Origin of the sequence: Streptomyces torulosus (assembly GCF_001419765.1) — a bacterium.
GTDB lineage: Bacteria > Actinomycetota > Actinomycetes > Streptomycetales > Streptomycetaceae > Streptomyces > Streptomyces torulosus.
This window is the reverse complement of sequence record NZ_LIRK01000030.1, coordinates 1-6,865: the sequence shown is the minus strand read 5'-3', so window position 1 is coordinate 6,865 and position 6,865 is coordinate 1. Positions and strand designations below refer to the sequence as shown.

Sequence of the window (6,865 nt, the reverse complement as noted above, 5' to 3'; positions counted from 1 at the left end):
TCGGCCGCGGTGGCGCGGAGGGGGAGCCACCGCGGCCGATCCCCGTCGGGATGAAGGTCCTACTTGTCGCCGCCGAGCTTGAGCGCGGGCGGGGCCGGGGCGTGGTTGTCGAGCGTGGTGATCGTGTCGTCGACCGGCGGCGCGGGCGCGTGGTTGTCGAGCGGGGCGACCGGGTCGCCCTTCGGCGGGGCCGGGGCGTGGTTGTCGAGCGTGGTGATCGTGTCGTCGGCGGGCGGGACCGGCGCGTGGTTGTCCAGCGCCGCGTTCTGCGGGTTCTTCTTCTTGTCGCTCATGCTGACGAACTCTCCCCTGGTTCGAGTGAAGGCTGTACGGGCCCCGTCCGGCGGCTCCCCCGAGGCGTCGCCGGACCGAGGCCCACGCGGCCCTCGCACGGATCACGAGGACCGACGACCCGCCTGCCCCCCGACGCGACGGATCACTGCGCTGAGCATGTCAGGCGCGCATAAACAATCGATGAACGCCCCCTCCGCGGCGCGCCTCGGACCGCGCGGCGGGCCTCAGGCCGCGGGGGCCGGTGAGAGCAGTGCCCGCACCTCGACCGCCTCGGGGGCACCGACCTGCTCGTACAGCGCCAGGGCCTCCCGCCAGCAGGCGCGGGCGCGGTCCGCCTGGCTGAGGGCGTCCAGCGACCGCCCCAGAGCCGTCAGGACGTTGGCCCGCATCCGGTCCCCGCCGATGCAACCGGTCGCCAGGGCCTGTTCGGCGTGCTGCGCCGCCCTGGCCGGGCGGCGCCCCGCGAAATGGGCCTGGGCGATACGGAAGTGCGTCGTCCCCTCCCACAGGCGCTGCCGGTTGGTCCGGAACATCTGCAGGGCCTCGGCCAGTTCGTCCAGCGCCTCCGAGGTGCGCCCCGCCTCCGTGAGGGCGAGCCCCAGGGCGTAGCGCGCGTTGGCCAGCCGCAGGGTGAGTCCCAGGCGGTCGTACAGATCGATGCCCTGCTGGGCCAGCGTGATCGCGTGGCCGGTGCGGCCCATGGCCAGGTGGACCCGGGAAAGGTTGCACAGCGCGCTCGCCTCCAGCGGCTGGTTCCCGGCCGCCCGCGACCCCTCGATCGCCGCGAGGAGACAGCTCTCGGCGTCGGCGTTGCGGCCCTGGATGAGCGCGATGATGCCCCGGTCGTTGCTCGCCCAGTTGAGGGCGGTGGTGTCCCCGGCCCGCTCGGCGAGGTCCACGGCCCGGCGTGCCTCGTCCTCGGCGTCGTCGTAGCGCCCCGCCACCAGGTGGACATTGATCAGCGTCGCCCGGGCCCGCCCCTCCGTACGCGGGTCGCCGGCGGCCCGGGAGGCGTCCCTGGCGGCCAGCGCGGCGGACTCGTACTGCCTGGAGTTGGCTCCCGACTCCCCGAGGTCCTTGGCGGCCCACAGCAGGTCCACGCCCCGGCGCAGCCGGTCGGTGGCGAAGGCCTGGCGGGCGCAGGCCAGCAGGCAGTTGGCCTCCGAGTACAGCCAGTCGAGGGCCTCCTGTCGGCCGCTGAAACGCAGACCCGGGTACTCGGTCGGCTCCAGGTCGTCCGCCAGCCGGTCCCCGGGCCTTTCGAGCCGGTACACCTCCGCCGCCGTCGCCAGATAGAAGTCCAGCAGGCGGGACATGGCCGCGTCCCGCTCACCGGGCGGCTGCTCGTCCCGCTCCGCGCACGCACGCGCGTAGAGCCGGACCAGATCGTGGAAGCGGTAGCGGCCGGGAGCGGCGGATTCCAGGAGGGAGGTGTCGACGAGGATCTCCAGCAGGTCCTCGGTGTCCTCCGGGGAGAGGTCCAGGACGGCGGCCGCGGCGGCGAGCGAGATGTCCGGGCCGTCGGCCAGACCCAGCAGGCGGAAGGCGCGGGCCTGGGCCGTCTCCAGCTGGCCGTAGCCCAGTTCGAAGGTGGCCTTCACGGCCAGGTCGCCGGCCTGGAGCTCGTCCAGCCGCCGGCGTTCGTCGGCGAGCTTCGCCGCGAGGACGGACACCGTCCAGGTTCGGCGGGCGGCGAGGCGGGACGCGGCGATGCGGATGGCGAGCGGCAGGAAGCCGCAGGCGGCGACCACGTCGAGGGCGGCCTTCCGCTCGGCGGCGACCCGCTCCTCGCCGACGATCCGGGTGAACAGCTGGAGCGCCTCGTCCGGGGACATGACGTCGAGGTCGACGAGGTGTGCCCCGGCCAGGTCGACCATGCGCACCCGGGCGGTCACCAGGGCCGCGCAGCCCGCGGTGCCGGGCAGCAGGGGCCGGACCTGGGCGGCGTCACGGGCGTTGTCGAGGAGGACCAGGACCCGGCGGCCGTCCAGGACGGACCGGTAGAGCGCGGCCCGCTCCTCCAGCGAGTCGGGGATCGCCGAGTCGGTGGTGCCGAGGGCCCGCAGGAAGGAGCCGAGGACGGTCTCCGGGTCGGCGGGCCGGGCGCCGGCGCCCTGGAGGTCGACGTACAGCTGTCCGTCGGGGAAGGCCGGCCTGGCCTGGTGGGCGACGTGCACGGCGAGGGTCGTCTTGCCGACGCCGCCGATGCCCGCGAGCGCGGAGACGGCCATGACCTGGCCCTCGGCGGCGGAGGCCGCCGACAGCACCTCGCTCAGCTCCGAGACGAAGGAGGACCGGCCCGTGAAGTCCGGCACGGTCGCCGGGAGCTGGGCCGGGCGCACGGCGGTGGCGGACGGCTCGGCGGCGAGCGGGGCGGAGGGCTCGGCGAGGGTCGGGTCGGCCCGCAGGATCCGCTGCTGGAGTTCGCGCAGGCCGGGTCGCGGGTCCACGCCGAGTTCGTCGGCGAGCAGGCGGCGGGTGTCGGCGTACACGGCGAGGGCCTCGGCCTGCCGGCCGCTGCGGTACAGGGCCAGCATGAGCAGTTCCCGCAGCCGCTCCCGCAGGGGGTGCGCGGCGGTCAGGGCGGTCAGCTCGGACACCGCCTCGGCGTGGCCGCCCTGCTCCAGGTCCATGTCGAGCCGGGACTCGACGAGTTGGAGCCGCCATTCGTCGAGGCGGGCCCGCTGGGTCTCCGCGTACGGGCCCGGGACGCTCGCCAGGACCTCGCCGTCCCACAGGCCGAGCGCCTTGTTCAGCAGCAGACGGGCCTGGTACAGGTCCCCGGAGCTCTTGGCCTTCTCCGCGTCGGCGGCGAGGTCCTGGGCGACGGCGAGGTCGAGCGCGCCACCGGACAGGGAGCGGATCGCGTAGCCGCCGGACTCGCTGACCAGGACGTCGGGGGAGAGGGCCTTGCGCAGCCGGGACGCGTAGGTGCGTACGGCGGCGAGCGCCTGGGAGGGCGGGTCGTCGCCCCACAGCGCGTCGATCAGTTCGCTCGCGGTGGCGGTACGGCCCTCACGGAGCAACAGCGCTGCCAGCAGGGCGCGTTGCTGCGGTGAGCCGGTGGCGAGGGGCTCGGTGCCGCGCCAGGCGCGTACGGGTCCGAGCACGCTGAACCGGAGCCCCGTGGCGGTCCCGGCCTCCGGCTCCGGGGTCACGCGGCCTTCCGGATCCGGATCCGTCGGTCCGGGCGCCGACAGCGGAGCCCGCCCCTCCCCGGAACCCCGCTGCTCCGGCACCCGCGGCTCACCAGCCTCCGGCACTCGCGACTCACCGCCCATCGACGCCCCCCAAGGCCCTCTGATATCCAGGCCAGTTTGCCTTGTTCATGGCAGATACGTCAGCCGTGCGAGACCCCGATCACAGGGAGCCGTCCGGGATGTCACCAGGTCCACACAACCTCTCCTCGACTCTCCGGGTGCGGGGCAATGACCGCCACGGGAGCTGACGATCCGTCAGATCAGCGCTACCGTGGCGCACATGGAGACCATGGAGAGCGAGACGGTATTCCCGAAGATCATCTCCGTCGACGACCACACGGTGGAGCCCCCGAACGTCTGGCAGGACCGGCTCCCCAAGAAGTACCGGGACATCGGCCCCCGGATCGTGCGCGCGCCGCTGAAGGAGATGACGTTCCTCGGCGGCCGTTTCCGGCCCGTCATGGGCGCCCCCGGAGACGACGGCCCCATCGGCGACTGGTGGGTGTACGAGGACCTGCACCGCCCCCTGACCCGCCTCGACACCGCCGTCGGCTACTCCAGGGACGAGATCAAACTGGAGATCATCACCTTCGAGCAGATGCGCCCCGGCTCCTACGACGTGGAGCAGCGCCTCGCCGACATGGACGTCAACCACGTCCAGTCCGCCGTCTGCTTCCCGACCTTCCCGCGCTTCTGCGGCCAGACCTTCACCGAGGCCGCGGACCACGAGCTGGGTCTGCTGGGCGTGAAGGCGTACAACGACTGGATGGTGGAGGAGTGGTGCGGGCCGAAGGCGCGGGGCCGGCTCGTCCCGCTCACCCTCATCCCCCTGTGGGACGCCGAACTCGCCGCCGCCGAGGTCCGCCGCAACGCCGCGCGCGGGGTGCGGGCCGTCGCGTTCTCCGAGATACCGCCGTATCTGGGTCTGCCCTCCGTCCACACCGACGACTGGGACCCCTTCTTCGCCGCCTGCGACGAGACGGGCACGGTCATCGCGATGCACATCGGCTCCAGCAGCCGCATGCCGTCCACGTCGGCCGACGCGCCGCCCGCCGTCGGCTCCACCATCACCTTCGCCAACTGCTGCTTCTCGATGGTCGACTGGCTGATGAGCGGCAAGTTCGAGCAGTTCCCGAACCTCAAGGTCATGTACGCCGAGGGCCAGATCGGGTGGATCCCCTACATCCTGGAGCGGGCGGACGTGGTGTGGGAGGAGAACCGCGGCTGGGGCGGCGTCGCGGACAAGGTCCACCGGCCGCCGTCCGAGCTGTTCACCGAGCATGTCTTCGGCTGCTTCTTCGACGACGCGTTCGGGCTGCGCAACCTCGACGCCATCGGCGTGGGCAACGTCCTGTACGAGACGGACTACCCGCACTCCGACTCCACCTGGCCCAAGTCGCGGGAGGTCGGCGAGGCCCAGATGGGGCACCTCGCCCCCGACGTGGTCGACCGGATCGTCCGCCGGAACGCCATCGACCTGCTGGGCCTGACCGACGACGGGCTCTGGCCGGGACCGGGGAGCACGGCGTGAACGGGACCGGGGAGCACGAGGTGAACGGGGCCGGCGCGTCCCTCCGCTACGGGATGCAGCTCCCCGTCCAGTCGCAGAGCACCCTCTACGCCGAGCCGTGGGAGGCGGACGCCGGGCCCGAGGACCTCGTCGAGATCGCGCGGGCCGCCGACCGCGCCGGGTTCGCCTACATCGCGAGCTGCGACCACGTGGCGATCCCCCGGCGGCTCGCGGACGCGATGGGCACCGTCTGGTACGACCCGGTCGCCACGCTCGCCTTCCTGGCCGGCGTCACCGAACGGGTCCGCCTCCTCAGCCATGTCGCGATCGTCGGGCTGCGGCACCCGCTGCTGACGGCGAAGCAGTACGCGACCCTCGACCACCTCGCGGGCGGGCGCCTGATCCTCGGTGTGGGCGCCGGGCACGTGCGGGAGGAGTTCGAGGTGCTGGGGGTGGACTTCGAGCGGCGGGGTGCCGTCCTGGACGAGTGCGTCGACGCGCTGCGGGCCGCGCTGGGCCCGGACGAGTTCCCGGCCCACCACGGGAAGGCGTACGACTTCGAGGACCTGGGCCAGCGGCCCCGCCCGGCGCAGGCCCGTGTCCCGCTGTGGGTCGGCGGCTCCTCCCCGGCGGCCGTCCGCCGGGCCGCCGTCCGCGGTGACGGCTGGCTGCCGCAGGGCGACCCGCGCGACCGGCTGCCGGGGCAGATCGCCCGGCTGCGGCGGCTGCGGGAGGAGGCGGGGGTCACCGAACCGTTCACGGTCGGCGCGATCACCGAGCCGCTGTACGTAGGGGAGCCGGCGTGGGACGTCGGCCGCCGCACGCTCAGCGGCCCCCCGGAGGCACTCGCGGAGTCGCTCCGGGGGTACGCGGCGATGGGCGTGGACCAGATCCAGGTGCGGTTCCGCAGCCGTGGACGGGCCGAACTCACCGACCAAATAGGCGAGTTCGGAGAGCGGGTGGCTCCGCTGCTGTGACCGGCCGACGGGAGGAACCTGTCTGACAGCCAGACAATCTCTTATTGAAACTTCGAACAACTGACGCCCGAGTCACGTATGTACGTACGTCATGGCTTCGGCGGAAGGACAGCGAAGTGCGATCCCCCCGGCACGTCCTCACTTCCCAGCACGTCGGCACCACCGTTTCCGCAGCTCCGTCGCGTGGGCTGACCGTCGCGCTCGCCTGCGCCGAGGGCGACTGGCCCCACGCCGACTGGCCCGAGCCCGACGATCCGTACGTCACGCGCGCGGTGCCCCTGGCCCCGCCCTACCGCGGCCTGCGCGCGTCCGGCGCGGATGTCGTGGTCCTGCGCTGCGCCGACCCGTCCGACTCCTTCCCGGAGCTGCTGAGGACGATGGGGGCCATGAGCGCCCCGGTGATCGTGGTGACCCCGCGCAGGGACACCGGGGCGGTCGTCGAGGCGTTCCGGGGCGGGGCCGGCTATCTGGTCGAGGGCGACTACTGCGCCTGCATGCTCTCCTCGGCCGTCATGGCCGCGACGGTCGGGCACACCTATCTGTCGCCCGTCGCCTGCGCCGCCCTCCGTGACGCGGCCCAGCGGATGCCGGACGGCGGGGAGACGGGGGAGCGGCTGCGGTCGCTGCTCTCGCCCCGCGAGCGGCAGATCATGGAGCTCCTCTCCACCGGACTCGGCGCCCAGGAGATCGGCCTGCGGCTGCGGCTGAGCGAGAAGACCGTCCGCAACAACCTCAGCAACATCTACGCCAAGCTCGACGTCCGCGGAGGCACGGAAGCGGTCCTCCGCTGGCTGGGCGCGACCCCCACGGTCCGCGTGTGAACGCACCCCTTCGCAGATGAGAACGAGCCTCCACGCCAACGCGGAGGCTCGTTCTCATCTGCG

The 6,865-nt window shown here is 73.2% G+C and carries 5 protein-coding genes; 3 read left to right on the top strand and 2 right to left on the bottom strand.

All coding sequences use genetic code 11. The annotated features are described in order from the left end of the window. Positions 1-59: 59 nt before the first annotated feature. Positions 60-293 (bottom strand): regulatory protein AfsS, encoded by a 234-nt coding sequence (afsS, locus tag AOK23_RS03080; protein ID WP_055711203.1) that lies wholly within the window; start codon positions 291-293, stop codon positions 60-62. Between the two features lie 225 nt (positions 294-518). Further along, the gene (gene afsR / locus AOK23_RS03075) at positions 519-3,575 is read right to left on the bottom strand and encodes an SARP-family global regulator AfsR (protein ID WP_079049251.1); all 3,057 of its coding nucleotides are present in this window, start codon (positions 3,573-3,575) and stop codon (positions 519-521) included. A gap of 199 nt (positions 3,576-3,774) precedes the next feature. Between afsR and AOK23_RS03070 the strand changes: the two genes are divergently transcribed. The 3 genes from AOK23_RS03070 (at position 3,775) to AOK23_RS03060 (ending at position 6,802) form a co-directional block, all read left to right on the top strand. After that, on the top strand, positions 3,775-5,025 hold the full coding sequence (locus AOK23_RS03070; RefSeq protein WP_055711201.1) for an amidohydrolase family protein: 1,251 nt from the start codon (positions 3,775-3,777) through the stop codon (positions 5,023-5,025). A 53-nt stretch (positions 5,026-5,078) separates the two neighbouring features. Beyond that, a complete protein-coding gene (locus AOK23_RS03065) occupies positions 5,079-5,981 on the top strand; it encodes an LLM class F420-dependent oxidoreductase (RefSeq protein WP_055711205.1) in 903 nt (300 codons plus the stop codon). Between the two features lie 116 nt (positions 5,982-6,097). Continuing rightward, positions 6,098-6,802, top strand: coding sequence for a response regulator transcription factor (locus tag AOK23_RS03060; RefSeq protein WP_079049250.1), 705 nt, complete (start codon positions 6,098-6,100; stop codon positions 6,800-6,802). The last annotated feature ends 63 nt before the right edge of the window (positions 6,803-6,865 follow it).